The organism is Aeromonas sp. 603757, assembly GCF_049171255.1.
GTDB classification, from domain to species: Bacteria; Pseudomonadota; Gammaproteobacteria; order Enterobacterales; family Aeromonadaceae; genus Aeromonas; species Aeromonas veronii_A.
Window position 1 is genome coordinate 110,341 of record NZ_JAAKOE010000009.1, and the last position, 26,501, is coordinate 136,841.

Consider the following 26,501-nt stretch of genomic DNA (forward strand, 5'->3'; position numbering starts at 1 on the left):
AAGGCCACCAGCCAAACCCAATTTCCCAAGGGGTGGGCACTGCCCGCCCCGGATACAGGAACACCATCATGTCCGAGATGACCCCGAGAGAAATCGTCCACGAGCTGGATCGTCACATCATTGGTCAGGCCGATGCCAAGCGCGCCGTTGCCGTTGCCCTGCGCAACCGCTGGCGCCGGATGCAGCTCAACGAAGAGATGCGCCATGAAGTGACCCCGAAAAACATCCTGATGATCGGCCCGACCGGTGTCGGCAAGACCGAGATTGCCCGTCGTCTGGCCAAGCTGGCCAACGCCCCCTTCATCAAGGTGGAAGCGACCAAGTTCACCGAAGTGGGCTATGTCGGCAAGGAAGTGGACAGCATCATCCGCGATCTGACCGATGCCGCCATCAAGTTGGTGCGCGAAACCGAGATGGAGAAGATGAAATACCGCGCCGAGGAAGCCGCCGAAGAGCGCATCCTCGACGCCCTGCTGCCCAACCCGCGCAACACCTGGGGTGAAGAAGAGAAAGCCGACAACTCCAACACCCGCCAGATCTTCCGCAAGAAACTGCGGGAAGGTCAGCTGGATGACAAGGAGATCGAGCTGGAACTCTCCGCCTCCCCGATGGGCGTCGAAATCATGACCCCGCCGGGCATGGAAGAGATGGCCAACCAGCTGCAGGGGCTGTTCCAGAATCTGGGCCAGAACCAGAAGAAGAAGCGCAAGATCAAGGTCAAAGAGGCCATGAAGGCGCTGATCGAAGAGGAAGCGGCCCGCCTGGTCAATCCGGAAGAGCTGAAGCAGAAAGCCATTGCTGCGGTCGAGAACAACGGCATCGTCTTCCTCGACGAGATCGACAAGATCTGCAAGCGCGGCGAGAGCTCAGGCCCCGATGTCTCCCGTGAAGGGGTACAGCGCGACCTGCTGCCGCTGGTCGAGGGCTGCACCGTCAACACCAAGCACGGCATGGTCAAGACCGACCACATCCTGTTTGTCGCCTCCGGCGCCTTCCAGATCGCCAAGCCGTCCGACCTCATCCCCGAGCTGCAGGGCCGTCTGCCGATCCGGGTCGAGCTGACAGCCCTGACCACAGATGACTTCGAGCGCATCCTGACCGAACCGAACGCCTCACTGACCGATCAGTACAAGGCGCTGATGGCCACCGAAGGGGTCAATATCGAGTTCACCAAGGATGGCATCCGCCGTCTGGCCGAAGCGGCCTGGCAGGTCAACGAGCGTACCGAGAACATCGGTGCCCGTCGTCTGCACACCGTGATGGAGCGCCTGATGGAAGATATCTCCTACGACGCCTCCGAGAAGTCCGGCGAGACCTTTGTCATCGATACCGACTACGTCAACGCCCACCTCGGCCAGCTGATTGAAGACGAGGATCTGAGCCGCTTTATTCTGTAAGCACGCCCAGCCATCACGATAAAAAACGCCTCCCTTGTGGAGGCGTTTTTATTTCCCTGCACCCATTTCATCCCGCCCCCGTCGCCCGGATTCTAGCCCTTATCTGCGGCAACCCATTCAATCAAAAGACGTTTTAAAACCTCTCCTTGCCAACGCCCGCCGTTTTTTCATCCCCGCTGAAATCTGCTCAAAAAAAGATCTTTCCTATTCTCGGTGGCTGATTTATACATACGTATAAATCAGATCAAAATCTGTGCAGCAGGAACCTGAAAGATGAATCCAACCCGGCAGAAACTGCTCGATACCGGCCTCGCCATCGCCACCGAGAAGGGGCTGCGCGGCCTCACGGTGCGCGAGCTGGCGGCGGCGGCCGAGGTGAACCTTGGCTCTTTCGTCTACCACTTCGGCAACCGCGACGCCTTTATAGACGAGCTGGTCGAGCTCTGGTACGCCCCCCTCTATGACGAGCTCAAATCGGTGGCAGCCAAAGGCTCCTACCCCTCTGCCATCGCCATGTTCGAGGCGACCATGGAGGCGCTGATCGGGCTGGTGGCGCGCCAGCGCGGCTTCATCAATCACCTGTTTGGCGATGCGCTCGCAGGTGAAGGGGCGGCCCAGCGCTTTCTGCTCAGCCTGCCGCGCCGTCATCCCCTGCTGCTGATCGAGCAGGTGCGGATGGCACAGGCGGAAGGGTCGCTGGTCGCGGGTCACCCGCTCCAGCTGATGATCTTCATCATGGGGTCGGTCGGCCTGCCGCTGGTGATCGCAGGCAGCGGTCGTCAGCTCGGCTGGCTGCCCGAACAGGCCGGCCCCTTTCTCAGCCAGATAGACAGCCCCGAGGCCGCCAGACAGCGGCTGGTATGGGCCCTACGCGGCCTGCGCCCCACCGACATGAAGGAAGGAGAAGCGGCATGAAACAACGCATCGCGATGGTAGCTCTGCTGCTGGCGGTTCCCAGTGGTTACCTCTGGTTACAGCGCCATCCTCAAGGAGAAGCGTTATGAAGCAACGCATTGCCATCGCAGCCCTGCTGCTAACCGTTATCGGTGGCTACCTCTGGTGGCAGGGGCGCCCGGCTGACGGCTCCATCCTCTACGGCAATGTCGATATTCGCGACGTCAATCTGGCCTTTCGGGTCGGCGGCCGCGTCGATCAGATACTGGTCGATGAGGGGGATAGGGTAAAAGCCGGTCAACTGCTGGCCCGCCTCGATCCGGTTCCCCTCACCCACAGCCGCGACAGCGCCCGCGCCAATCTGGCCGCGATCACTGCCGCCAACACCTTGATCCACAAAGGCTATCGCAGCGAAGAGACCGACCGCGCCCGGGCCGCACTGGCCGCCGCCGAAGCCGCTGCACTGGAAGCCGACCAGCAGTGGCGCCGCCAGAGCGCATTGGCCGCCACCGGCGCCATCTCCCGCGGTCAGCTCGATACCGCCCGCTCCCAGCGGGATCAGACTCAGGCGCAGGTACGCTCGGCACGCGAACAGCTCGCCCAGCTCGAAACCGGCTACCGCCCGGAGGAAATCGCCCAGTCCGATGCCCAGCTGGAAGGGGCCAAAGCGGCGCTCGCCAGTGCCGAACTGGCGCTGGCTGATGCCAACCTGACCGCCCCCAGCGATGGCATCATCATCAGTCGCGCCATCGAGAACGGCAGCATGGTGCAGAGCGGAGCGACCGCCTTCAACCTCTCCCTGACCGCGCCAGTCTGGGTGCGCGCCTATGTGGAGGAACCCTGGCTCGGCCACTTCCCGAGCGGCGCCAAAGTGACCCTCACCACCGACTCGCGGCCTGATCAGCCCTATCACGGGGTGGTGGGCTTTGTCTCGCCGACCGCCGAGTTCACCCCGAAATCGGTGGAGACGCCTGACTTGCGCACTCACCTCGTCTACCGGCTGCGCATCGTGGTGCAGGATCCCGACCCGGCCCTGCGCCAAGGAATGCCGGTCACCGTCAGGCTGGCGCCATGAGCTGCGCCATCTCCCTTGAGGGGCTCACCAAACGCTTTGGTGAGCGGGTCGCCCTCAACGCCATCTCGGCCACCATTCCGGCTGGCGGCATCACCGGGCTGGTCGGCCCCGACGGCGCCGGCAAGAGCACTTTGCTGCGCCTGCTGGCCGGTCTGCTGATCCCGGAAGCGGGCACCATCCGGGTGCTGGGGCTGGATCCGGTGAGCGAGGGGGATCTGCTACGTCAGCGCCTCGGCTACATGCCCCAGCAGTTTGGCCTCTACGAGGATCTCAGCGTGCTGGAGAACCTCACCCTCTACGCGGACCTGCGCGGCGTACTGAAGCCCGAACGCACGCCCACCTTCGCGCGGCTGCTCGCCTTCACCGATCTTGCCCGCTTCACCGCACGACCGGCGGGCAAGCTCTCTGGCGGAATGAAGCAGAAACTCGGGCTGGCCTGCGCCCTGCTCGGCACCCCGGATGTGCTGCTGCTCGACGAACCCGGGGTCGGGGTCGATCCCATCTCCCGCCGCGCCCTCTGGCAGATGGTGCGCGAGCTGGCCAAGGGGGGAATGACGGTGCTCTGGAGTACCGCCTATCTCGACGAGGCGGAGCTGTGCGACCACGTGCTGCTGATGGCAGATGGCAAGGTGCGCACCAGCGGCACGCCAGCCGACCTGATGGGAGCCATGGCCAGCCGCTGCTGGCTGCTGGAGGCGGGGCAGCTGGATGGCCGCGAGCGACGTGCCCTGCTGCGCCGGGCACTGGCTCACCCCGCGGTGATGGATGGCGCGGTGGCGGGGGAGCGGGTGCGCCTGTTGCTGCATCCGGGCATGACGCACCCGCCGCTGGCGGAGCTGCAGCTGGCTAACGGCGCCTTTCAACCGGCCCAGCCCCGGCTGGAAGATGCCTTTATCGACCTGCTCGGCGGCGGCCCCGGCGGGGAGTCGAGTCTGGCGGCCGGGATGCGGGAAGCCGAACTGCCACAAGGGGTCTCCCCCGAGGCGGTGATCGAGGCGCGCCACCTCACCAAGCGCTTCGGCGATTTTGCCGCCACCGATGATGTCAGCTTTGCGGTGCGCCGCGGCGAGATCTTCGGCCTGCTCGGCCCCAACGGGGCGGGCAAGTCCACCACCTTCAAGATGGAGTGCGGCCTGCTGCGCCCGAGCCAGGGGCAGGCGCTGGTGACCGGCATCGATCTGGCCCACAGCCCCTCGGCGGCACGCCAGCGCCTCGGCTACATGGCACAGAAGTTCTCCCTCTACAAGCAGCTCACCGTGGCCCAGAACCTCTCCTTTTTCGCTGGTATCTACGGCCTGTTCGGCCGCCACCAGCAGACGCGGATCGACGCCATGGTGACCGCTTTTGCCCTCATCCCCTGGCTCGATCAGAAGGCGGAATCCCTGCCGCTCGGTCTGCGCCAGCGCTTATCGCTGGCCTGCGCCCTGCTGCACGAGCCGCCCCTGCTCTTTCTCGATGAACCCACCTCGGGGGTCGATCCGGTGACCCGGCGCGAGTTCTGGTCTCACATCAATGCGCTGGCCGACCACGGGGTGACCGTGCTGGTCACCACCCACTTTATGGATGAGGCGGAGTATTGCGACCGCATCGCCCTCATCTATCGCGGCAAGCTGCTGGCCCTCGGCACCCCGGACGATCTCAAGGGGCTGGCTGCCAAAGAGGCGGCGACTTCTCTGCCAACCGGCTCCTTGCCGACCTGTTCTTTGCCAACAATGGAAGAGGCCTTTATCACCCTGGTCGAGCGGGCCAGCGAGGAGGACGCATGAGCATCAACCGTCGGCGACTGCTGGCCCTCTGCCGCAAGGAGACGCTGCAAATCGTCCGTGACCCGAGCAGCATCCTCATCGCCTTCATCATGCCGGTGGTGCTGCTGGTGGTGATGGGTTACGCCATCAATCTGGATGTGGACCACCTGCGCCTCGGCATCTGGCGTACCGACAGCGGCGCCCCGGCGGTGCGGCTGGAGCAGGCCCTGCGCGGCTCAACCGCGCTGGAGATCCACAGCGGCCTGAGCAAGGAGTCCCTGCTCGCCAGTCTGGCCCGTGGCGAGATCCGCGGCCTGCTGGTGATCGATGACGGCTTCTCCCGCGCCATGGCTGGTCAGGGCAATGGCACGCCGCAGGCGCTGCTGCTGACCGATGGCTCCGAGCCCAACACCGCCAACTTTGTCACCAACTATGTGCAGGGGATTTGGCAGGGGTGGCTCGCTGGCGAGGGGGTCGCCATGCCGGTGTCGATAGAGAGCCGCGCCTGGTTCAATCCGGCGCTGGTGAGCCGCAACTTTCTGGTGCCGGGCTCCATTGCGGTGGTGATGACCATCATCGGCGCCCTGCTCACCTCGCTGGTGGTGGCGCGGGAGTGGGAGCGCGGCACCATGGAGGCGCTGCTCGCCACCCCGGTCACCAAGGGGGAGCTGCTGCTCTCCAAGCTGTTGCCCTACTATGGCCTCGGCATCATCGCCATGCTGCTCTGCCTGCTCTTCTCGGTGGCGGTGATGGGCGTGCCGTGGCGCGGCTCCCTGCTGCTGCTCTTTCTGGTCACCAGCGTCTTTCTCGGCAGCGCCCTCGGGCTCGGGCTGTTTCTCTCCACCGTGATGCGCAGCCAGTTCAACGCCGCACAGGCAGCGCTGATCGCCGCCTTTCTGCCCGCCGTGATGCTGTCGGGCTTCGTCTTCGAGATCGCCAGCATGCCGCCTTGGCTTCGGGCCATCACCCACCTCATTCCGGCCCGCTACTTCGCGAGCTCCTTGCAGACCCTCTATCAGGCGGGCAGCGTTTTTTCGATCCTGCTGGTCAACGGTTTCTGTCTGCTGCTGCTGGCCGGTTTCTGGCTGGCCCTGACCGCCCGCAAGACGCGGCGCACTCTGGAGTAACCCATGCTGATCCGACTCTGGTGGCTGATCCGAAAAGAGCTGCAGGCCCTGATGGGCAATACTCAGGGGCGCTTTCTGCTCATCATGCCGGTGCTGCTGCAGACCGCCCTCTTCCCGTTCGCCGCCACTCTGGAGGTGACCGGCAACACGCTGGCCATCTACAACCAGGATGGCGGTGCCCAGAGCCGCGAGCTGCTGGAGCGCCTCACCCATATGCCCGCCTTTACCACCATCATCCCGGTACAAGGCGAGGCGGGCATGACCGAGGCCATCACCGGGCAACAGGCACTGCTCGGGCTGATTATTCCGGGCGATTTTTCGCGCCGGCTGGCACGGGGCGAACAGGCCAAGGTACAGCTGATCATCGACGGACGCCGCTCCAACGGTGGTCAGGTGGCGGCTGGCTACATCAGTCAGGTGATCGCCCGCTGGCAAAGTGAGGGCAAGGGGCAACCCGAGCTGGCGGTACGCAACCTCTACAACCCCAACGTCGAGTTCCACTGGCATATCCTGCCAGCGCTGGTGGCCATCATCACCACCACTGGCTGCCTGATTGTCACCGCCCTCTCGGTCGCGCGGGAGCGGGAAGAGGGCACCTTCGATCAGCTGCTGGTCTCCCCCCTCACCGCGGGCTGGATCATGGCGGGCAAGGCGGTGCCCGGCATCATGGTGGCGGTGGGGCAAGGGTGCATAGTCGCGCTGGCCGCCCGTTTTGTCTTTCACCTCCCCTTTGCCGGCAGCCTCAGCCTGCTGATGGCGGGCATGGTCTGCTACGGGCTGGCACTGGCCGGGATCGGGCTCTTCATCTCGTCGTTCTGCTCGACCCAGCAGCAGGCCTTTCTCGGGGTCTTCTCCTTCACCGTCCCGGCGGTGATCCTCTCGGGCTACATCTCGCCGGTGGAGAACATGCCGCAGGTGTTCCAGTGGCTGGCGGCCATCGACCCCCTCACCCACTTCATCGTGCTGCTCAAGGGGGTCTTCCTCAAGGGGTTTGACTGGTCGGCCGCCTGGCCCCTGCTCTGGCCGCTGCTCGCCATCGCCGGCGTCACCCTGTCGCTAGCGCTCGCCATGTTCCGCCGCCATATCGCCTGACGCGCCACCTTGTTCAGCTGATGCCGGTCTCGCCCAGTGCGAGGCCGGCCATTTTCCGCCAGAAGTTTTCACTCCCCGGCCGTGGGTAAACCGGGCTTTCCCTCCACCATCCCTCACTCCAAGCCAGCGCAGAAATCATCAACTGGTATACCTATTTTTGTATATCTTTGAATTTTATCGAATTACCCCTGATGAGATATATAAATAGACACTTGATTTGCATCAATTGCCCGCCCCGACTGACTGGGTAGCCTAGCCCCAGAATGATGTTTTATTACTCCAAACTAGAGGCAATCATGAGCAAAGTCAGACTGGTCGTTGTGGGCAACGGCATGGTGGGGCACCGCTTCATCGAAGAGTTGATCGAGCGGGCCGAGCCGGGCCGCTACGAGATCACCGTCTTCGGTGCAGAACCCCGTCCCGCCTACGATCGCGTCCATCTCTCCTCCTACTTCTCCCATCACACCAGCGAAGATCTCTCCCTCGTCAAACCCGGCTTCTACGACAAGCACGGCATCCGCCTGCTGCTCGGCGAAGCGGTGAAAAAAATCGACAGGGCCAACCGCGAAGTGCACTCCAACAAGGGCACTGTGGTCGGGTACGACAAGCTGGTGCTGGCCACCGGCTCCTACCCCTGGGTGCCGCCCATTGCGGGCAGTCAGCACCACGAGTGCTTCGTCTACCGCACCATCGAGGATCTGAAAGCCATTCGCAGCGCCGCCAGGAGTGGCAAGAGCGGGGTGGTGATCGGGGGCGGCCTGCTTGGCCTCGAAGCGGCCGGTGCCCTCAAGGCGCTGGGTCTCGAGACCCACGTTGTGGAGTTTGCTCCGGTACTGATGGCCGAGCAGCTCGACGGTCAGGGCGGCCAGCTGCTGCGCCGCAAGATTGAATCCATGGGCGTGCAGGTGCACACCAGCAAGAGCACCAGCGAGATCCTGATGCATGGCGGTGAGCAGGCGAAACACCGCCTCGCCTTTGCCGATGGCAGCCAGCTGGAAGTAGACGTAGTGGTCTTCTCCACCGGCATTCGCCCGCAAGATACCCTCGGCCGTTACGGTGATCTCGCCATCGCCGAGCGCGGCGGCATCGTCATCGACGATCACTGCCTCACCTCAGACCCCGACATCTATGCCATCGGCGAGTGCGCCGCCTGGCAGGGCCGCTTCTTCGGGCTGGTAGCGCCGGGCTACAAGATGGCCCAGATCACCGTCGACCATCTGCTCGGCGGTGACAGCCGCTTCGAAGGGGCAGACATGAGCGCCAAGCTGAAACTGCTCGGCGTCTCCGTCGGCTCCATCGGCGATGCTCACGGCCGCACCCCGGGCAGCCACAGCTATGTGTTTCAGGACGATCAGGCTGGCGTCTACAAGAAGATCGTGGTGAGCGAAGACAACAGCCGATTGCTCGGCGCCGTGCTGGTGGGTGACGTGGAAGATTACGGCAACCTGCTGCAGATGATGCTCAACGCCCTGCCGCTGCCGAGCCACCCGGACACCCTGATCCTGCCCGCCTACGCCGGAGCCAAACCGACGCTGGGGGTGGATGCCCTGCCGGAAAGCGCCCAGATCTGCTCCTGCTTTGACGTCTCCAAAGGCGACATCGCTCAGGCGGTGGCCGAGGGTCACACCACCCTGGCCGCCATCAAGCAGCACACCAAGGCCGGAACCGGCTGCGGCGGCTGTGTGCCGCTCATCAGTCAGGTACTCAACGCCGAGCTGGTGAAGCAGGGCATCGAGGTCAACAACCACCTCTGCGCCCACTTCCCCCACTCCCGTCAGGAGCTGTTCCATCTGGTCAAGGTGGAGGGGATCAAGAGCTTCGACGAGCTGCTGGCCAAGCACGGTCAGGGCTATGGCTGTGAGGTGTGCAAACCGACCGTCGGCTCCATCCTCGCCTCCTGCTGGAACGAGCATGTGCTGAGCCCGCGCAACATCCCACTGCAGGACACCAACGACATCTTCCTCGGCAACATGCAAAAGGACGGCAGCTACTCCGTCATCCCGCGCATGGCCGGCGGTGAAGTGACCCCGGAAGGGCTGCTGGCGGTGGCCGAAGTGGCCCGCGACTACAAGCTCTACACCAAGATCACCGGCGCCCAGCGCATCGGCCTGTTCGGGGCTCAGAAGGATGACCTGCCCGCCATCTGGCGCAAGCTGCTGGCAGCCGGATTCGAGACAGGTCAGGCCTATGCCAAGGCGCTGCGTATGGCCAAGACCTGTGTCGGCAGCACCTGGTGCCGCTTCGGCGTGCAGGACAGCGTTGGCCTCGGGGTCTTCCTCGAGAACCGCTACAAGGGGATTCGCACCCCGCACAAGATGAAGTTCGGCGTCTCCGGCTGTACCCGCGAATGTGCGGAAGCCCAGGGCAAGGATGTCGGCATCATCGCCACCGATGCGGGCTGGAACCTCTATGTGGGCGGCAACGGCGGCATGAAACCGCGCCACGCCGATCTGCTGGCTTCTGACCTTGACCGCGAAACCCTCATCAAGCTGATCGACCGCTTTATGATGTTCTACGTCACCAGCGCCGACAAACTGCAGCGCACATCGGTCTGGCTCGGCAATCTGGAAGGGGGTGTCGACTACCTGCGCGAGGTGATCGTCGACGACAAGCTGGGACTGGCCGAGACGCTGGAGCGCGATATCCAGACCCTCATCGACAGCTACGAGTGCGAATGGTCGCGCACCCTCAACGAAGAGGAGGCGCTCAAGCGCTTCAGCCACTTCATCAACAGCGACAAGCGCGATCCGGACGTGCAGTTCGTCAGCGAGCGCGACCAGCACAGACCCGCCACTCCGGCCGAGCGCATCCCCGTCTACCAGATCGAGGTGGAGACCAAATGATGAAATTAGCCTGCCAACTCAACGACATCCTGCCGGGCTGCATGGACGTTTGCGCCCTGCTCGATAGCCAGTCCATCCAACTCGAGGTGGAGATTAAACGATGAAACTTGCCTGCCAACTCAACGACATCCTGCCGGGAACCGGCGTCTGTGCACTCATTGAGGGTCGTCAGATCGCCCTGTTCCGCCCGAGCGCGGCGGCCGAGGTGTTCGCCATCGACAACCGGGATCCCTTCTTCGCCGCCAACGTGCTGTCGCGGGGCCTGATCTGCGAACACGACGGCGAGCTCTGGGTCGCCAGCCCGCTCAAGAAGCAGCGCTTTCGCCTGAGCGATGGCCACTGTTTCGACAACCCTGCGATGTCGGTTCAAAGCTACCCCGTTGAAGTGCGCGACCAGCTGGTCTGGGTCGCCGTCTAAAGCCAAATTCACTCTCTTTCGGGCTGCCAGAGGGCAGCCCTTTCAAGGACTCACAAGATGTACACGGAAACCATCAACAAGTGCGCCGCCAACGCGGCCCGCATCAACCGCTTCGAGCGCAGCGACAAGCTCGGCTTCTGGCTCAGCTCCGCCATGGCGGGGGCCTATGTGGGCCTCGGCATCATCCTCATCTTCACCCTCGGCAATCTGGTGGATCCGAGCATCCGACCGCTGGTGATGGGGGCCACCTTCGGCATCGCCCTGACGCTCGTCATCATCGCCGGCTCCGAGCTGTTCACCGGCCACACCATGTTCCTCACCTTCGGGGTGAAGACGGGCAAGATCACCATGGCCGACCTGCTGCGTATCCTGCCGCAGACCTGGGCGGGCAATCTGATTGGCTCCGTTGTGGTGGCTCTGATCTACTCCTACGGCGGCAGCCTGCTGCCGGACGCGGGCAGTCTGGCCCACAAGGTGGCGCTGGCCAAGACCCAGGCTCCGGCCCTGACCCTGTTTATGAAGGGGATCCTCTGCAACTGGTTGGTCTGCCTCGCCATCTGGATGGCGCTGCGCACCGAAGGAGCCGCCCGCTTCATCGCCATCTGGTGGTGCCTGCTCGCCTTTATCGCCTCCGGCTACGAACACTCCATCGCCAACATGACCCTGTTCGCCCTCTCCTGGTTTGGCGCCCACTCGGAGGCCTACACCCTGAGCGGCATCGGCCACAACCTGCTGTGGGTGACCCTGGGCAACACCGTCTCCGGCGCCCTCTTTATGGGCCTCGGCTACTGGTATGCCACCCCCAAGGCTGAGCGCCCGGTCGCGGTGAGCGAGACCACCAGCACTGCCAACCAGACCCGAACCGCCTGATCAGGAGGCCCCATGGACTACTTGCCCATCTTTTGCCGACTCGACAACAAACCCGTGCTGCTGGTCGGCGGCGGCGAGGTGGCGGAGCGCAAAGCGCGCCTGCTGCTGGATGCCGGTGCTCGCCTCACTGTGGTCGCGCCCGAGCTCGACCCCGAGCTGGCGGAACTGGCTGCCAACGGCAGCATCGAGTGGCTGGCCGGTGAATTTGCGCCGGAGCAACTGGCGGGCAAGTGGCTTGCGGTGGCCGCCACCGATCGGCGCGAGGTGAATGCGCTGGTTTACCAGAGCGCCAACCGGGCGCGGATCTTTGCCAACGTGGTGGATGACCCGAAACGCTCCAGCTTCATCATGCCATCGATCATCGACCGCTCACCGCTGATGGTGGCCATCTCCTCCGGTGGCAAGGCGCCGGTGCTGGCTCGCTTGCTGCGGGAAAAACTGGAAGCCCTGCTGCCCCAGCATCTGGGCGCCGTCGCGGCCTTCGCCGGCAGCCTGCGGGAGCGGGTCAAGGCCCGCTTCGCCAGCATGGGGGAGCGGCGTCGCTTCTGGGAGCGGCTGCTCGGGGCGGATCGGCTCGGCCAAGCACTGGCCCGCGGTGATAGTGCCTCTGCCAATCAACTGGCCGACAGCCTGTTTGCCGACGAATGCAACACCGCTGGCGAAGTGGTGCTGGTGGGGGCTGGCCCCGGCGATCCGGGTCTGCTCACCCTGCACGCCCTGCGCCAGATGCAGCAGGCGGACGTGGTGGTCTATGACCGGCTGGTCTCGGACGAGGTGATGGCGCTGGTGCGCCGCGATGCCAAACGCATCTTCGTCGGCAAGCAGGCGGGCAACCACTGCGTACCGCAGGAGGGGATCAACCAGCTGTTGCTGGAGGAGGCGAAGAAGGGGCAGCGGGTGGTGCGACTGAAGGGGGGCGACCCCTTTATCTTCGGCCGTGGCGGCGAGGAGCTGGAGACGCTGGTTGGCACAGGCATCGGCTTTCAGGTGGTGCCCGGCATCACCGCGGCCAGCGGCTGCGCCGCCTACGCCGGCATTCCGCTCACCCACCGCGACCACGCCCAAAGCGTCCGTTTCGTTACCGCCCACGGCAAGGGTGGCGCCCGGGATCTCGACTGGCCGCTGCTGGCCAAAGATCGGCAGACTCTGGTGTTCTACATGGGGCTCTCCTCCTGCGCCACCATCCGCGAGCAGTTGCTGGCTCACGGCAAGGCGAGCAACACCCCGGTGGCGCTGATCGAGCGCGGCACCCAACCCTGCCAACGGGTTATTCGCGGCACCCTCGATGAGCTGCCCGCGCTGGCGATGGGGGTCGAGAGCCCGGCGCTGATCATGGTGGGATCTGTGGTAACGCTGGCCGACCGGCTCGCCTGGTTTGGCGCGGCACCACAGCCTCAGCGAGCCCTCGCCTGAGGGCTCCTCGTCAAACGATCATGAGGCCACCAGCAGGTGGCCTCACTTTTACCTCCCTCTTCTCCCATCACGGTCATAACCTGTTGTTTTAAGTCTGGTATCCTATGGCTATTCGGCCCCGTGGCCACCAGCTCAGGAACCTCTTCATGTCTCTTCCCATCAAAAACAGCGCCCGGCAGCGTGCGGAAGACAGATCCCGCATTCTCACCCTGCTGCTGCGCGATGACGCCCTCACCGACAGCCTGCTCGATCCGCAGGCAGTACAGGATGCCGAACAGCGCGACCAGACCTGCGAGCTGACCCGGCTGGTCAACAGCCTGCCCGCCGCCGACGTCGCCGATGCGCTGGAGTCGCTGCCGCCGGATGAGCGCCACGTGTTGTGGGCGCTGGTGAGTGAAGAGAAGCGCGGCCAGACTCTGGTCGAGGCGTCGGAGACGGTGTGGGACAGCCTCATCAGCGGCATGAGCGACAAAGAGCTGCTCGATGCCCTGCGCACCCTCGACATCGACGATCAGATCTATCTGGGCCAATATCTGCCGCGCAACCTGATGGGACGGCTGCTCACCTACATGGCCCCCGCCGACCGGGATCGGGTGCGCGAGGTGATCCGCTACGGCAAGCACACCGTCGGCGCCATGATGGATTTCGAGATCATCACCATCCGCCCCGAGGTGACGCTCGCCACCGTGCAGCGCTATCTGCGCCTGCGCGGCAAGATCCCCGCCAACACCGACAAGCTGTTCGTCATCGACCGGCGCAACCACCTGCTGGGGGAGCTGCCGCTCACCATGGTGCTGCTGCACAAGCCGGACACCCGGGTGAATGCGGTGATGGAGCAGGATCCGGTCACCTTCGATCCGGAGGATAACGATGAAGCGGCCGCCCGCACTTTCGAGCGGGATGACCTGCTCTCCGCCGCCGTGGTGGATGGCAAGGGCAAGCTGATGGGCCGCCTCACCGTCGAAGAGGTGGTGGATCTGGTCTATGAGGAGAGCGACACCGACCTGCGCCGGATGGGGGGTATCAGCGAGGATGAAGACGTGTTTGCCCCGGTCTCCAAGGCGGTCAAGACCCGCTGGGCCTGGCTCGCCATCAACCTCTGCACCGCCTTTGTCGCCTCGCGGGTGATCGGCCTGTTCGAGCACACCATCTCCCAACTGGTGGCGCTGGCGGCCCTGATGCCCATCGTCGCCGGGATCGGCGGCAACACCGGTAACCAGACCATCACCATGATAGTGCGGGCGCTGGCGCTGCAGCACATTCAGGCTGGCAACCTCTCCTTCCTGCTGCTGCGGGAACTCGGGGTCGCCTTCATCAACGGGCTGGTGTGGGGCGGCACCATGGGCATCGCCACCTATCTGCTCTATCAGGATGCGGCACTCGGCGCCGTGATGACCCTGGCCATGATGCTCAACCTGCTGGTGGCGGCGTTGATGGGGGTGATTATCCCCATGACCATGACCCGCCTCGGCCGCGACCCGGCAGTCGGTGCCAGCGTGATGATCACCGCCATCACCGACACCGGTGGCTTCTTTATCTTCCTCGGGCTGGCGACCCTGTTCCTGCTGTAAACCGTGCGTTGAAAACAACAAGGGAGCCACTGGCTCCCTTGTTGTTTCAGGCGCGTTTGCACGCCCCTGCCGTTGGGCTGCTTATCGCTTGTCAGCGGTGATCAGCAAGCCATTGGTGTCGGGGAAGCCGATGACCAGCGCCTCTTTTTTGGCATCCGTGGTATAGGTGGTGACATAGGCGACGCTGTTATCCATCCCCCGGGCCAGAGCTGCATTCCAGAGGTTTTCGATCGGCGTGGCGGCAGCGGATTGCTTGAAGTTGCACTTGCCAAACCCGGTCATGGTCAGCTTGCTCAACCCGGCAGTGGCACTCCCCTCGCCCACCAGCGTACAACCTGCCGCCGGAAACTCGATCGCCACCGTCAGCTTGCCGCCGTTGTTGGTGGTATCCACCTTGCCCACCATGTCGCTGCTGAAGCCATCGCTGTCCGTGGCACTCCAGCTGGCCGTGGTCACCGCTTTGGTGGTCAGGGCCGTCACCGCCACATGACCGCTGAAACCGGAATAGATGGGGGAATTGTCGGAGAACTTGGTGCCGGTGCGAGTGAAATCAAAAACCCAGCGCTTGATCTCCTTGCCCTGCAGATCGATGACCGGCTGATCTTGGAAGGTGATGAGGTTGTGGTCGTTGGTCACCGAGCTGAGCGCCGTGCTGGTACCGAGCCGCTCGCTGTTGCGGATCAACTGCACCGGGTAGATCCCGTCTTTGTCGGCTTTCTGGTCAGCCTGACCCAGCCACTGGCTGTTGGTCTCGACCTTGCCCACCTGATGATCCACCCAGACACCCCAGTACTGCACGGTTTCACCCTTCGGGTAGACCAGCGCCAGACCATCCAGATCCTTGATCATGCGCGGCGTCGCCTTGTCGCCGTCGCGGCTCAGCAGATTCGCATGGTAAAGACCCGCCTCCGGCAGAGCCAGCGGCACCCGCTTGGCGATACTGTTGGCAGCTTTTTCGCTGTCACAGGCAGACAGGGCGGCGGCGCAGGCGATGGCCAGCAGCGCTTTGTTGTGCATTTTCATGAGTTTTTATTCCTTGCTGTCGCTTTGTAATTTTTAGATGCAATCAATCGCCGCTGAATTTAAGGGAAAGGTCATCTATCAGTCGAATGGAGATCTGTAACCAACCATTACAGCCTCGCAGGAACGGCAGGCCGCGCAGCTTGCCCCGACCGCACTGCGGTAACGACAGGGTGACTAACGGCGGAAAAGCAGCGAGGGTGCCACCCGAAAAAACAGATTAAAATCAGAGTCATAACTCTATTAACAGGAGGGTAATTAGCCCGAATTGCCAGCCTGCTCACAATAGGATTCTTTTGCTGTCGATAGAATGCACCACGCTGGCATACCCATAACAAGAGAATCCAACGATGAAAACCACCCTCAAACTGAGCGCGGTGGCAGTTATCTTTTTGCTGTCCGGCTGTGATGACAACAACTCTCAGGCCCCCGGTGATCTCACCCTGCGGCTAATCGAAACCTCTGATATCCACTCCAACCTGCTGAGCTACGACTACTACCAGAACAAGCCGGATGCCTCGCTGGGCTTCGCCCGCACCGCTGTGCTGATCCGCAAGGCCCGCGAAGAGAACGCCAACAACTTGCTGATCGACAACGGCGACCTGATCCAGGGCACCCCGCTGGCCGACTATATCCACGACCAGCAGGTCAAACAGCAGTGGCTGAGCAAGCAGACCCACCCCGCCATCAAGGCGCTCAACACCATGAGCTATGATGTCGGCAACCTGGGTAACCACGAATTCAACTTCGGTCTCGACTTCCTCTCAGAGACCCTGAAAGGGGCCAACTACCCCTACATCAACGCCAACGTCTTCCAGGCCGATGCCTTCAGCCGTGATGGCAAGGGCACCATCGACTGGAGCAAGCAGAAGTTCAAACCCTATGTGGTGCTGGATCGTCAGGTGAAGGATGCCAACGGCAATACCCAGACCATCAAGGTCGGGGTGCTGGGCCTGACTCCGCCCCAGATCACCCAGTGGGACAAGCGCAATCTGGAAGGCAAGGTGGTGGTGGCCGATATGGTCGAGACCGCCGAGCACTATGTACCCGAAATCCGCGCCAAGGGCGCTGACATCGTCGTGGTCGTGGCTCACACCGGCATCATAGGTGACCCGCGAGAACCCATGATGGAGAACGCAGCCCTGCCGCTGGCCAAGGTGAAGGGGGTCGATGCCCTGCTGCTGGGCCACGCCCACCGCACCTTCCCGGGCGATTACCCCAACATGACCGATGTGGACAACGAGAAAGGCACTCTGGCGGGCGTACCGACCGTGATGCCGGGCGTCTGGGGCAACCACCTCGGCATCATCGACCTGCACATGACCTGGAAAGAGGGTCGCTGGGAAGTGGCCTCCAGCCAGTCCCAGCTGCGCAAAATCGACAGCAGCGCCAGCAGCACCGAAGATCAGGCGGTAGTCGATCAGGTCATTGCCGAGCACGAGCAGGCCAACCAGTGGCTGGACGAGCCCCTCAGCAAGATCACCAAGCCGATCCACAGCTTCTTCGCACTGGTGCAGGATGACCCCTCCATCCAGATCGTCAGCGACGCCCAGCTGTGGCACGCCAAGAAACTGCAACAGGATGGTCAGCTCAAGGAGAAATGGCCCATCCTCTCCGCCGCCGCGCCATTCCGTGGCGGTCGCAACGGTCCGACCGACTTCACCTATGTACCGGCTGGCGATATCTCCCTGCGCAACGTGGCCGACCTCTATGTCTACCCCAACACCCTGCAGGTGGTCGCCATCAATGGCGCGACCGTACAGGAGTGGCTGGAGAAGAGCGCCGTCCAGTTCAACAAGATCGATGCCGCCAGCACCGCTACCCAGTGGCTGGTGAACGAGAAGTACCGCACCTACAACTTCGACGTGATCGACGGAGTGAACTATCAGGTCGATGTGACCAAACCTGCCCGTTACGATGTGGATGGCAACAAGGTGAGCGACAGCTACCGCATCACCAACCTCACCTATCAGGGCAAGGCAATCGACCCGACCCAGATGTTCTACGTGGTGACCAACAACTACCGCGCCAGCGGTGGTGGCAACTTCCCGGGCATCAACGCCAAGGTGATCGTCCATGAAGATCAGTTCGAAACCCGCGAAGTGCTCTCCGAATACCTCAAGGATCTGGCAGAGAAGAATCCGGCCGGTTTCGAGCCCCCGGCAGACAACAACTGGCAGCTGGCCCCCCTGCCCGCCAATCTGGATCTGCGCATCTACAGCTCGCCACGCAGCGAAGCGCAAGCCCTAACCGGCGGCAAGCTGAACTATGTGGAGACCCTGCCGCCCACCGATGCCAAACACCCCGGCTTTGGCGTCTACAAGCTGGTGCTGGCTCCCTGAGCCTCAGGGTTAATCCGGCAATAACCTCTGCAACCCCCTCCTGATACGAGGGGGTTTTTGATGGTGCTGGCGGAGGGGCCAGCGCCTGTACGCCAGCCGCTACCCGTAGCAACTCGCGCATCCCATTTATCCCTTCACGCCATCATCCCCCCTCTATCACACCATCCAGATCCCGGCTGGTCTGCCCTATCCCGCCCATAAAAAAAACAGGCCCACCGAAGTGGGCCTGCTGTTATTTGCGTGGGTGGGAGTATCGCGATAAAGGGCGCTACTCCCGCTCCTTCACATAGGGGGTACCAAGTGCCTTCGGCGCCACGGCGCGGCCGATAAAACCGGCCAACAGGAACACGGTCAGGATGTAGGGCAGAGCCTCGATGGCCTGCACCGGAATGGCGAAGCCACCGATGCTGACCCCTTGCAGGCGGATGGCGACCGCATCGAGAAAACCGAACAGCAGACAGGCAGCCATGGCATTCCAGGGGCGCCACTTGCCGAACACCAGCGCAGCCAGCGCCATAAAGCCCTTGCCCGCACTCATGTTGGGGATGAACTGGGCCGTCTGGGCCACCGCCAGATAGGTGCCACCGATACCGGCCAGCAGGCCGCCGATGAGGAGCGCGGTGTAGCGCATCCGCACCACAGAGATACCGGCGGTATCGACCGCAGCGGGCGCCTCACCCACCGCCCGCAGACGCAGACCGAAGCGGGTACGGAACATCACCCACCAGGCCAGCGGTACGCAGGCGAAGGCCACGTACTCCAGCAGGGAGTGGCCGCTCAACAGCTCGCTGTAGAGCTGGCCGATCACCGGCACATCCCACAACTCCTTGGCATAGGGCAGATCGATGGGGGCGAAACGGGCATCACCGGAGAGCGCCGGGGTCTGGCCACCCTGATCGAACCAGTAACGGCCCAGGGTTACGGTCAGACCGGCCGCCAGAATGTTGATGGCCATACCGCTCACCACCTGATCACCGCGGTGGGTGATGGTGGCAAAGCCGTGCATCAAGGCAAACAGGATGGAGACACCCACCCCAGCACCCAGACCTATCCAGGCAGAACCGGAGACCGCCGCCGCCGCGCCACTGGCGAACGCTGCCGCCAGCAGTTTGCCTTCCAGCGCGATATTGACCACCCCGGAGCGCTCGCAAAACATGCCCGCCATGGCGGCGAGAATAAGCGGCGGCGCAGTTCGAATGGTCGCATCCAGCATCAGGATCAGAATTTCAAACATGATCAGACTCCTTTAGCTTGTGCGGCTGAGCGGTTGGCAAACGCCAGATAGAGCTGCTCGATGCGCGGACGCATCATGTGCTCAAGGGCGCCACAGAACAGGATCACCAGACCCTGCAACACCACCACGATGTTGCGGTCGACACCGAACTCGAAGCTGAGCTCGGCGCCCCCTTGATAGAGGAAACCGAACAGCAGGCTGGCGATGATGACGCCGACCGGATGGTTGCGCCCCATCAGCGCCACCGCGATACCGGTGAAGCCGAACCCTTCCACGAAGTTGAGCTTGATCTGGTGCAGCTCACCCTGCAGCACGTTGAGGGCAAAGAAGCCCGACAGCATGCCGGAGATGACCATCGCCAGGATCACCACCTTGGGATAGGAGATACCGGCGTAGGCGGAGGCGCTTTGGCTGGCCCCGACCGAGCGGATCTCGTAGCCCCAGCGGGTGTGCCAGATAAAGACCCACACCAGCGCCGCACAGATCAGCGCCCAGAAGAAGCTGATGTTAAGGGGGCTGTTGGGGATCTCCATCCCGAACAGGCTCGCCAGCCCGCTCATCTTGGGCAGCCAGCTTGCCTCGGCAAACACCTTGCTCTCGGTCGCCATCGAGCCGGGCGGCTTGAACACCTCCACCAGCAGATAGGCCATCAGCGAGGCGGCGATGAAGTTGAACATGATGGTGGTGATCACGATATGGCTGCCGCGCTTGGCTTGCAGCCAGGCCGGAATAAAGGCCCAGGCCGCACCAAACAGACCACCGGCAATGATGGAGAGCGGCAACAGCAGGGCAAACGGCAGCACATCGCCGAGCATCAGACAGACCAGACCGACACCGAGACCGCCGATATAGGCCTGACCTTCGCCACCGATGTTGAACAGACCGGCGTGGAAGGCGACCGCCACCGACAGACCGGTAAAGATAAAGCCGGTTGCGTAGTAGAGGGTGAAGCCGACCCCTTCACCAGAGCCAAACGCGCCGTACCACATGATCTTGGCGGCATCGACCGGGTTGATGTCGAGGTAGTAGAACAGAATGGCCGACACCAGGAAGGCCAGCAGGATGTTGACCGCAGACAAGACGCCTACGGAGACCCAGGCAGGAATACGTACTTGGCTCATCAGTGGGCCTCCTTGGCAACTTCGTCCGGCACTATGTTCGCCATCATCAGACCAATGGTGCGCTCATCCGCCTTGGCACCATCCAGCTCGCCGACGATGCGACCATCGGCAATCACCAGAATCCGGTCAGCGAGGCTCATGATCTCGTCCAGCTCCACCGAGACCAGCAGCACCGCCTTGCCCTTGTCACGCATGGCGATGATCTGCTGGTGGATATACTCGATGGCGCCGATATCGACCCCGCGGGTCGGCTGGCCGATCAACAGCACATCCGGGTCCTGCTCAACTTCACGGGCGATCACCAGCTTCTGCTGGTTGCCACCGGAGAAGTTGGCGGTCTTGTGATCGGGATGGGGCGGGCGCACGTCCCACTTCTCCATCTTGGCCTGACAATCCTGCTGGATCGCCTCCTTGTTCTGCAGCCACCCCTTGTTGTATTGCGGACGGCGGTGATAACCGAGGATAAAGGCCTCTTTCGCCTCGAAGCGGTTGATCAGCCCCATCTTGTGCCTGTCTTCCGGCACATGGCCGAGGCCGTAGTTGCGCACCAGTTCGGGATCGGCCGGGTGCTCCGCGCTCACCTTGTGCACGCCGCTGCGGCTGCTGATGGTGAAGCAGCCCTTGCTCGGTTTGAGAATGCCGCCAAGCAGGCTGAGCAGTTCGGACTGACCGTTGCCGGAGACCCCGGCGATGCCGACCACTTCACCGGCCCGCACCTCGAAGCTGACCGATTTGACCCGCTCCACCTTGCTGGCGTCGAAATAGCTGAGCCCTTCGATCTTCAGCTTGGCTTCACCGGGCTGGGTTGGCCCCTTGTCGACCTTGAGGCGCACCTTGCGGCCCACCATCAGTTCGGCCAGCTGCTCCTTGTCGGTATCCTTGGTGGCGACGTGCGCCACCATCTCGCCACGGCGCATGATGGAAACCTGATCGGTAATGGCCAGGATCTCCCGCAGCTTGTGGGTGATGAGGATGATGGTCGCCCCCTGATCCCGCAGCTTTTTCAGCACCTCGAACAGGTGATCCGCCTCTTGCGGGGTCAGTACCCCGGTCGGCTCGTCGAGGATCAGGATGCGGGCACCGCGATAGAGCGCCTTGAGAATTTCAACCCGCTGTTGCAAGCCAACCGGCAGATCTTCAACCTTCTCGTGCAACGGCACGTCGAGGCCATAATCCCGCGCCAGTTCGCCAAGCAGCTTTTCGGCTGACGCCACGCTCTGCTGAAGGTGCCAGCCGTTCTCAGCGCCGAGGATGACGTTTTCCAATACGGTGAAGTTATTGACCAGCATGAAGTGCTGGTGAACCATGCCCACCCCTGCGGCAATCGCATCTTGTGAACCATGGGGTTTGAAAGGATTCCCGTCGATCAGCATCTCGCCTTTGTCGGCATGGTAGAAACCATAAATGATGCTCATCAGGGTGGACTTACCGGCGCCATTTTCGCCGACAATGCCGTGGATACTGCCTTTGCGAACCTTAAGGTCGATCAGCTTGTTGGCGTACACTTCGCCGAACCGCTTATCGATACCTCTTAATTCGATGGCATAGCGATCTGTCTGGTCCATGATGCAGCCCTGCGTTTCATGAAATAAGACTAAAAACCGGCCCGTGCGGGCCGGTGGTGCGTTGAGAGTCGTAGCAACTATCTAATTAGTATTTGCAGGTGTTATCGCTCATGTAGTCATGAACCTTGACCTTGCCAGCGATGATTTCAGCCTTGATGGCATCCACCTTGGCTTTCATTTCCGGGGTGATCAGCTTCTCGTTGTCCTTGTCGAGCGCCCAATCCACACCGCCTTCGGCCAGACCCAGGTTCTTGATACCCGGCTTCCACTCGCCTTTGGCAGCGTCATCCCAGGTCTGGTATGCGGCCAGACCCACAGACTTGACCATGGAGGTCAGCATGGTGCCCGGTTGCAGGTGGTTCTGGTTGGAGTCCACCCCGATGGCAAACTTGCCGCTGTCCTTGGCTGCCTGATAGACACCGATACCGGTACCGCCGGCTGCGGCGTAAACCACGTCAGCGCCCTTGGCGAACTGGGACTTGGCCAGCTCGGCACCTTTGGCCGGGTCAGCAAACGCGGCCGGGGTAGAGCCCGCCATGTTCTGGAACACTTCGATCTTCGGGTTGACGAACTTGGCACCCTGCTCGTAACCGCACTGGAATTTGCGGATCAGCGGGATATCCATGCCGCCCACGAAGCCGACCTTGCCGCTCTTGGAAGCGATGGCAGCCAGCGCGCCCACCAGGAAGGAACCTTCATGCTCCTTGAAGATGACGGACTGGACGTTCGGCTTGTCGACCACCATGTCGATGATGGTGAACTGGGTTTTCGGGAATTCGGTCGCAACCTTCTCTACCGCAGAACCCATGTTGAAACCGACCGCCACGATCGGGCCGTTGCCACGGCTGGCCAGACGACGCAGACCCTGCTCGCGCTGGGCTTCGTTCTGGGGTTCAAACTCTTTGACCTTGACGCCCTTGTCCTTGTTGTAGAGCTCGACGCCGTTACGGAACACGGCTTCGTTGAATGATTTGTCATACTTGCCCGCGGTGTCATAAATGACGGCTGGCTCGGAAGCAGCCTGAGCAGAGAGAGCAGCGAGAGTGAGGGAGGCCACAGTGGCCAGCTTGAGCACTTTAGTCACGATCGTATCCTTGATTGTTATTAAGTGAGGGAACTTGCTTGCCTGTCAGAGCAGGCTATCTAGCACGCAGGCTTACTCTAAGTCAGCCCCGATGCGGGTCAAGCAAATGATAAGGGAAAAACGTTTGCGTTAACGGTTTGAATTCTAAGCAAATAACCTTATAAGCAGTTGTTTTTTAGCTACTTTTCAGTTTTTTATGCTAACAACCAAAAGACCCAAACGACATTTCTCTTATTGTTCAGCAAGTTACTGTAAACCGTTTTCCCCTGTTATTCATCCAGCCCCCCGGCAAGCCCGTGATCCGGCTCGCAAAATCCCCACAAACCGCGCGAGCAAGAGTTGGCTACAGCTGGAAACCTCCCCGTCCCGTTCTCTTTGCGCCAGCCAAAAATGGCCGCACCGACTCCCCTGCAAGCCCCCATCTCGCCCCCTCCCCCGAGTTTGGATTTGGTCTGGCAGGGGGATGGCCGTATAATCCCCGCCTGTATAAATAAACAGGAGTGGTGATGGACGTTTCAACCCTGCTCGACGGGCTCAACGACAAGCAAAGAGATGCCGTTGCGGCACCCCGTAGCAACCTGCTGGTGCTGGCCGGTGCCGGTTCGGGCAAGACCCGGGTGCTGGTGCACCGTATCGCCTGGCTGATGCAGGTGGAACGCTGTTCACCCTTCTCCATCATCGCGGTCACCTTTACCAACAAGGCGGCGGCCGAGATGCGCGGCCGGGTCGAAAAAGTGATCGGCGACGGCGTACGCGGCATGTGGATCGGCACCTTCCACGGTATCGCCCACCGCTTGCTGCGGGCCCACCATCTGGATGCGGGCTTGCCGCAGGATTTCCAGATCCTCGACTCCGACGACCAGTACCGTCTCATTCGCCGGGTGCTCAAGGTGCTCAACCTCGACGAGAAGCACTGGGCCCCGCGCGCCGTGATGGGCTACATCAACGGCAAGAAGGATGAGGGGCTGCGCCCCGGCGACATCGACCTCTACGGCGACCCCGTCACCCGCACCTATCAGCAGATCTACAAGACCTATCAGGAGACCTGCGATCGCTCCGGTCTGGTGGACTTCGCAGAACTCTTGCTGCGCGCCCACGAGCTGTGGCTCAACAAGCCGCACATCCTCGAGCACTACCGCGACCGCTTCCAGAACATTCTGGTGGACGAGTTTCAGGATACCAACGGCATCCAGTACGCCTGGCTGCGGATGCTGGCGGGCAACAGCGGCAAGGTGATGATCGTCGGCGACGATGACCAGTCCATCTACGGCTGGCGCGGCGCCAAGATCGAGAACATCCAGCGCTTCCTGACCGACTATCAGGGGGCCGAGACCATCCGCCTCGAGCAGAACTACCGCTCCACCGCCAATATCCTCAAAGCCGCCAACAGCGTTATCGCCAACAACGCCGAGCGCCTTGGCAAGGAGCTGTGGACCGAAGGGGCCGAGGGCGAGCCCATCTCCCTCTACGCCGCCTTCAACGAGGTGGACGAAGCGCGCTTTGTGGTCGGCCGTCTCAAGGACTGGAAAGAGAAAGGTGGCCTGTTGGCCGACTGCGCCATCCTCTATCGCTCCAACGCCCAGTCTCGGGTGCTGGAAGAGGCGCTGATGCAGGACGCCATGCCGTACCGCATCTACGGCGGCCTGCGCTTCTTTGAGCGGCAAGAGATCAAGGACGCCATGGCCTACCTGCGGCTTATCAACAACCGTGGCGACGACGCCAGCTTCGAGCGGGTGGTCAACACCCCGACCCGCGGCATCGGCGATCGCACCCTCGAGATCCTGCGCGGCAACGCCCGCGATCAGGGGCTCAACCTGTGGCAATCGGCCAAGGCCCTGCTCAATGACAAGGTGCTGACCGGTCGCGCCGGCAACGCGGTGCGCGGCTTTGTCGAGCTGATCGACGCGCTGGAGGAGCAGGTCTCCATGCTGCCGCTGCACCAGCAGGCGGATATCGCCATCCAGAACTCCGGCCTCAAGACGATGTATCTGGCGGAAAAAGGCGAGAAATCCCAGGCGCGGGTAGAGAACCTGGACGAACTGGTCACCGCCTGCCGCCAGTACCAGCGCCCGGACGAGCTGGAGGATATGAGCGATCTCTCCGCCTTCCTCGCCCACGCGGCGCTGGAATCCGGCGAGAATCAGGCCGACGAATATGCCGACGCGGTACAGCTGATGACCCTGCACAGCGCCAAGGGGTTGGAGTTCCCGCTGGTGCTGCTGGTCGGTGTCGAAGAAGGGATGTTCCCCAGCCAGCAATCCACCGAAGAGTCGGGCCGGCTAGAAGAGGAGCGCCGCCTCTGTTACGTCGGCATGACCCGCGCCATGGAGAAGCTCTACATCTGTTATGCCGAGAGCCGCCGCATCTACGGCCGCGAGATGTTCCACAAGCCGAGCCGCTTTATCCGCGAGATGCCCGCCGAGTGTCTGGAAGAGATCCGGCTGCGCACTCAGGTCAGCCGCCCCACCCAGTACGGCCGCTTTAGCCAGAACGAGGTGCAGCAGAGCTTCGACGCCAGCGGCATCAAGCTCGGCCAGCGGGTGCTCCATCCGAAATTCGGCGAAGGGGTGGTACTCAACTTCGAAGGGGTCGGCCAGCAGAGCCGGGTGCAGATCCAGTTCGACGACGTCGGCGCCAAGTGGCTGGTGACGGCGTATGCCAGATTGGAAGCGCTCTGATTTTTCCTGCCTTTTGAAATAACCAACCCGGCTTAGGCCGGGTTGATTTTTATATGACCCATCGCGACAACTTTAAATACGCGATCGTCCGAATACGCTTCGCTATTCGAACCTACAGCTGTGTTTAAGCTGTGGAAGAACAATATTTGTCCCATATTGGACAAGGTATATTCAACTTAAGTTTGCTATTAAAAAAGCACCCTTTTCGCAAGCAAAAAAAGTTATTTAAATTTTCCATCCTTGATCGGGAGACTTGTATTTAGCGGAGCGGACGGATGAAAACCCGCTCAGTGTGAGTGGATACTCACAGACAGAGTGGGACTCACAATTTATCCACAGCACGCCAGTTATCCACACATTGCAACTATGTCTCTGCACCATTATCTTGTGTTACGAAGCGGCAGGAGCACCACATATAGTGGTTTTACATCAAATGAGGAGCAACTCATGGTGATAAACGAAGTATCAAAACCCTTCCCGGGCAAAACTATGTCCATCCCATGGCAAATGATGGAGGTTATCCATGCCAAAAAGACCACGACGTTCACGTCGTTCAACACCAAAGGCTACAAATGATAAAGCCACCCTTCCAAAGTGGATCAGGTGGCTCATATCAGGGTTCCTAGACGCTTTAAGGCAAAAGCTTGTAGGATTTGTGTTTTTACTTCTGCTTAGTGCAGTCCCGCACGATTACAACGATTACTCTTGGAGTACCAGTCCAGAGGCAATCAAAGTGCAGTACTACCAGATCTAACCAGGGGCCTTCGGGCCCTTTTTTACACCCTTAACTTACAATTTGTGAGTCAAATGTGTAACCGGAATCATGGACAATCGTGACCTAGCCGTCAATGAAAAAATATCACTATTTGTGATACACCAACGTTCAGAGAAGCACAAAACCACAATATATTCATATTGTTAAATGACGCAGGACCGTAGGTTCGATTAGCGAAGCGTAATCGGACGATCGAGTAATCAGACGTTCGCGTAATCGAACGCTTACAACGGAACA

At 61.7% G+C, this 26,501-nt stretch carries 19 protein-coding genes; 13 read left to right on the forward strand and 6 right to left on the reverse strand.

Annotation, left to right across the window (positions count from 1 at the left end; genetic code table 11):
- Positions 1 to 68: 68 nt before the first annotated feature.
- The 11 genes from hslU to mgtE all read left to right on the forward strand — a co-directional run bounded on the left by hslU (position 69) and on the right by mgtE (position 14,445).
- Entirely contained in the window at positions 69 to 1,397 is a 1,329-nt protein-coding gene (gene hslU, locus G5332_RS10870; RefSeq protein ID WP_149151899.1) for an HslU--HslV peptidase ATPase subunit, read from the forward strand.
- 273 nt (positions 1,398 to 1,670) lie between these two features.
- Positions 1,671 to 2,312: a TetR/AcrR family transcriptional regulator gene (locus tag G5332_RS10875; RefSeq protein ID WP_421249938.1), complete on the forward strand. Its 642-nt coding sequence runs from the start codon at positions 1,671 to 1,673 to the stop codon at positions 2,310 to 2,312.
- Positions 2,313 to 2,397: 85 nt separating this feature from the next.
- On the forward strand, positions 2,398 to 3,366 hold the full coding sequence (gene hlyD, locus G5332_RS10880) for a secretion protein HlyD (protein WP_421249937.1): 969 nt from the start codon (positions 2,398 to 2,400) through the stop codon (positions 3,364 to 3,366).
- The gene (locus tag G5332_RS10885; RefSeq protein WP_421249936.1) at positions 3,363 to 5,132 is read left to right on the forward strand and encodes an ATP-binding cassette domain-containing protein; all 1,770 of its coding nucleotides are present in this window, start codon (positions 3,363 to 3,365) and stop codon (positions 5,130 to 5,132) included. Before hlyD ends, G5332_RS10885 begins: the two co-directional genes overlap by 4 nt.
- Entirely contained in the window at positions 5,129 to 6,238 is a 1,110-nt protein-coding gene (locus tag G5332_RS10890) for an ABC transporter permease (RefSeq protein ID WP_263085128.1), read from the forward strand. Before G5332_RS10885 ends, G5332_RS10890 begins: the two co-directional genes overlap by 4 nt.
- 3 nt (positions 6,239 to 6,241) lie before the next feature.
- Positions 6,242 to 7,330 carry an ABC transporter permease gene (locus G5332_RS10895; protein WP_216949949.1) on the forward strand — a complete coding sequence of 363 codons (1,089 nt, stop codon included), beginning with the start codon at positions 6,242 to 6,244 and terminating at the stop codon, positions 7,328 to 7,330.
- 296 nt (positions 7,331 to 7,626) lie between these two features.
- Complete coding sequence (gene nirB, locus G5332_RS10900; protein ID WP_274160892.1) at positions 7,627 to 10,173, forward strand: nitrite reductase large subunit NirB; 2,547 nt, start codon at positions 7,627 to 7,629, stop codon at positions 10,171 to 10,173.
- A gap of 100 nt (positions 10,174 to 10,273) precedes the next feature.
- The gene (gene nirD, locus G5332_RS10905; protein ID WP_266134980.1) at positions 10,274 to 10,591 is read left to right on the forward strand and encodes a nitrite reductase small subunit NirD; all 318 of its coding nucleotides are present in this window, start codon (positions 10,274 to 10,276) and stop codon (positions 10,589 to 10,591) included.
- Between the two features lie 57 nt (positions 10,592 to 10,648).
- Positions 10,649 to 11,461: a nitrite transporter NirC gene (gene nirC, locus G5332_RS10910; protein ID WP_421259354.1), complete on the forward strand. Its 813-nt coding sequence runs from the start codon at positions 10,649 to 10,651 to the stop codon at positions 11,459 to 11,461.
- Between the two features lie 12 nt (positions 11,462 to 11,473).
- Positions 11,474 to 12,874 carry a siroheme synthase CysG gene (gene cysG, locus G5332_RS10915; protein ID WP_421311248.1) on the forward strand — a complete coding sequence of 467 codons (1,401 nt, stop codon included), beginning with the start codon at positions 11,474 to 11,476 and terminating at the stop codon, positions 12,872 to 12,874.
- Positions 12,875 to 13,020: 146 nt separating this feature from the next.
- The gene (gene mgtE, locus G5332_RS10920) at positions 13,021 to 14,445 is read left to right on the forward strand and encodes a magnesium transporter (protein WP_421311249.1); all 1,425 of its coding nucleotides are present in this window, start codon (positions 13,021 to 13,023) and stop codon (positions 14,443 to 14,445) included.
- Between the two features lie 81 nt (positions 14,446 to 14,526).
- Here mgtE and G5332_RS10925 read toward each other — a convergent pair whose 3' ends face one another.
- A complete protein-coding gene (locus tag G5332_RS10925) occupies positions 14,527 to 15,468 on the reverse strand; it encodes a hypothetical protein (RefSeq protein WP_421311250.1) in 942 nt (313 codons plus the stop codon).
- 347 nt (positions 15,469 to 15,815) lie between these two features.
- Between G5332_RS10925 and G5332_RS10930 the strand changes: the two genes are divergently transcribed.
- Entirely contained in the window at positions 15,816 to 17,807 is a 1,992-nt protein-coding gene (locus G5332_RS10930) for a bifunctional 2',3'-cyclic-nucleotide 2'-phosphodiesterase/3'-nucleotidase (RefSeq protein WP_160880614.1), read from the forward strand.
- A 268-nt stretch (positions 17,808 to 18,075) separates the two neighbouring features.
- On the opposite strand, the gene G5332_RS10935 is transcribed toward G5332_RS10930, so the two are convergent.
- From G5332_RS10935 to G5332_RS10950, 4 genes are all read right to left on the reverse strand, one after another.
- Positions 18,076 to 19,041 carry an ABC transporter permease gene (locus tag G5332_RS10935; protein ID WP_021230728.1) on the reverse strand — a complete coding sequence of 322 codons (966 nt, stop codon included), beginning with the start codon at positions 19,039 to 19,041 and terminating at the stop codon, positions 18,076 to 18,078.
- A gap of 2 nt (positions 19,042 to 19,043) precedes the next feature.
- Positions 19,044 to 20,162: an ABC transporter permease gene (locus G5332_RS10940; RefSeq protein WP_421249933.1), complete on the reverse strand. Its 1,119-nt coding sequence runs from the start codon at positions 20,160 to 20,162 to the stop codon at positions 19,044 to 19,046.
- Positions 20,162 to 21,727 (reverse strand): ABC transporter ATP-binding protein, encoded by a 1,566-nt coding sequence (locus G5332_RS10945; RefSeq protein ID WP_204380462.1) that lies wholly within the window; start codon positions 21,725 to 21,727, stop codon positions 20,162 to 20,164. Before G5332_RS10945 ends, G5332_RS10940 begins: the two co-directional genes overlap by 1 nt.
- Before the next feature lie 85 nt (positions 21,728 to 21,812).
- Positions 21,813 to 22,811, reverse strand: coding sequence for a BMP family lipoprotein (locus G5332_RS10950; RefSeq protein ID WP_005340803.1), 999 nt, complete (start codon positions 22,809 to 22,811; stop codon positions 21,813 to 21,815).
- 506 nt (positions 22,812 to 23,317) lie between these two features.
- Here G5332_RS10950 and uvrD point away from each other — a divergent pair.
- The gene (gene uvrD / locus G5332_RS10955; protein WP_421311251.1) at positions 23,318 to 25,489 is read left to right on the forward strand and encodes a DNA helicase II; all 2,172 of its coding nucleotides are present in this window, start codon (positions 23,318 to 23,320) and stop codon (positions 25,487 to 25,489) included.
- Positions 25,490 to 25,954: 465 nt separating this feature from the next.
- Here uvrD and G5332_RS10960 read toward each other — a convergent pair whose 3' ends face one another.
- On the reverse strand, positions 25,955 to 26,101 hold the full coding sequence (locus G5332_RS10960) for a hypothetical protein (protein WP_158653277.1): 147 nt from the start codon (positions 26,099 to 26,101) through the stop codon (positions 25,955 to 25,957).
- Between the last annotated feature and the right edge of the window lie 400 nt (positions 26,102 to 26,501).